At 67.7% G+C, this 2,279-nt stretch carries 2 protein-coding genes; both read right to left on the bottom strand.

Annotation, left to right across the window (positions count from 1 at the left end):
• Positions 1–228, bottom strand: a 228-nt coding sequence (locus AC1D01_RS30895; protein ID WP_477873251.1) for an NAD(P)-binding domain-containing protein, incomplete at its 3' end; no start/stop codon positions are given.
• A gap of 31 nt (positions 229–259) precedes the next feature.
• Positions 260–2,279, bottom strand: a 2,020-nt coding sequence (locus AC1D01_RS30900) for a hypothetical protein (protein WP_477873253.1), incomplete at its 5' end; no start/stop codon positions are given.

The following is a 2,279-nucleotide window of genomic DNA, read 5'->3' on the forward strand; positions in this document are numbered from 1 at the left end:
CTCGACGAAAGCCTCGAGCGTCGCCGCGCCCACCAGCTTCTTGCCCGGGTGGCGGGCGACGAATTCGTCGGTGACGGCCGTCGTGCGGTTGAACACGCTGACCTGGAAGCCGTGGCTCTCCACGTTCAGCACCAGGTTCTGGCCCATCACGGCCAGGCCGATCAATCCGAAATCGCTTTTCATGGTGACGTTGGCGCGCAGCGCGAAGACGTTGGGAATGCCGTCCATTTTGACTTCATTCCCGTCACCCTGGCGACGGTCACGGTTTCGGCCACATCCTGTCGATCCAGTCCGACCACGTCTTCAGCCGCGCCGGGTCGGCCCCCATCTGCGTCGCCTTCCACAGCCCGTACTGCTCGGTCTGCTCGGTGGTGGCGCGGTAGTTCACCTGGTTCATGAAGTAGCTGCCGTCGGCCGCCTGCCCGAGCGGCGAGCGCTGCGCATCCAGGCAGTAGCGGAAGCCGGCCCACGGTTCCGGCTCGCCGAGCTGGCTGTTGTTCGGGTCGCAGCGGCGCCAGGCGGTCGCGGCGGTCTGCGAATACAGCATGTTGAACTGGCGGATCGCGCCGTTGACGACGCGCGGGTACAGCCCCGGCGACAGCTCGTCGAGGAAGCGGTACTTCGAGTTGCTCTTGCCGTTGTTCGACGCGGTGTCGATGAAGTTGGTCACCGTCAGGTGCTTGGCCACCTGGCCGCGCCCGTAGCGGCCGCGGTTGGCGAACAGGTCGGGCTGCGCCGGGTCGTACAGCACGATCTCGTTGTTGACGTACTGCGCCGACTTGATGCGCGCCTGCAGCAGCCGCACGTAGTGCGTGTCGTTGGCGGCCTTGGCGGCCGGCGTCGCGGTGCCGACCTTCATGCCCAGGTAGTCGTCGAAGGCGGTCAGGTACGGCCAGTCCATCGAGAAGTTCACCCAGTCGCTCTGCCCGCCGGGGTTCACCGACATCTGCAGCTGGTACCACTGGTTGGTGCGGTAGTACGAGCCGACGATGTTGCCGGACTCCCATGCGTTGAACCACTCGCGTGTGATCTTGCCGGTGCCGTCGGTGTCCTGCTGGTAGATCATGTGCGGCGCGAGGAAGAACAGGCTGACGCTGTTGAACGGCCAGCCGTGTGCCTCGCCGCGGCCCTTCCAGGCGCCGGTGGCGGCGTCCTTGTCGCCGATGAACCATTGCTGGTTGCCTTCCAGGCCATACACCTGGGCCATCTCCCACTGCTTCACTGCGTTCCAGTGCAGCATGCTGGCCACCGAGCGTTCGATGAACGCATTGGTCGTGAAGGCGGCCGGGTTCGCAGCGGTGGTCGCGGCCGAGGCCAGCTTCTGCAGGTTGGCCGCACCGACCTGCGCGCCGTACTGGCCGCTCGCCGCGATGTGGTTGCCGCGCCCGCCGCCCAGGTAGTTGTAGCCCTCCCAGCCGAACAGCGTGAACATCTGCTTGATCTGCACGCGCTCGTCGACCTTCAGGTGGCTCCAGTCGCCGAACACGCCGKTCGGGTTCCTGTGTGCCGTCAGCCACGCGAGCAGCGCCTTGTACTTGCCGTTCGGATCTTTCTTCGCGTCGGCCGCGCTGAACTTCGCGCCGGCCTCGAACGAGCCTTCGGTGGTCGTCGGCCACACGTCGTACGGGTGGGTGGTCGGCAGCCAGGCGTTCCAGTCGGGGAACTGCATCGGGATCTGCATCTCGCGCGCGTTCATCGTCGCGCTCGGGTCCATCACCTTGTCGACCTCGGCCTGCGTCACGCTCAGCGCGCCGGAGAGCGGCTTGCCGAACAGCGCCTTGGTGGCGTCGGTGGCGTTCTCGAGCACCGCCTCCAGCCCGGCACCGGCGGCCCATTGCGTCTCGCAGCCGATGCCGGTGCAGTCGAGGCCCGGGCCCGGCTGGTACGGCGGGTTCCACGGGCGCGCCTTCGCGGCGTGCGGCACGCCCTGCAGCGTGTAGCGCAGGAAGGCGGCGATCTGCTGGCCCTGCGCCTCGCTCAGCCCGTGGTAGCGGCTGCGCTGCACGATCGAGTTGTTCGAGTAGTTGAAGTACTGCAGGTCGCGGCCGTCCTCGGCATGGCACGACGCGCAGGCCGCCTGCAGCTTGCGGCTGACGAGCGGCGATTTGGCGAGCGCACCGCGCGCACTCCACAGCGCGCGGCCGAGTTCGACGTCGCCGGTGAGCGCCTTGCCGGCGTTCTTCTCCACCAGCGGGTCGACGCGCGCCACCGCGTTGCTCGCGAGGCTGGCGCCGGCGTCGTCGCGCAGCTGCAGCTCGAGCACGCGGAAGCCGTTGGTC

The sequence above is a fragment of the Rhizobacter sp. P3_B12 genome (assembly GCF_056402895.1).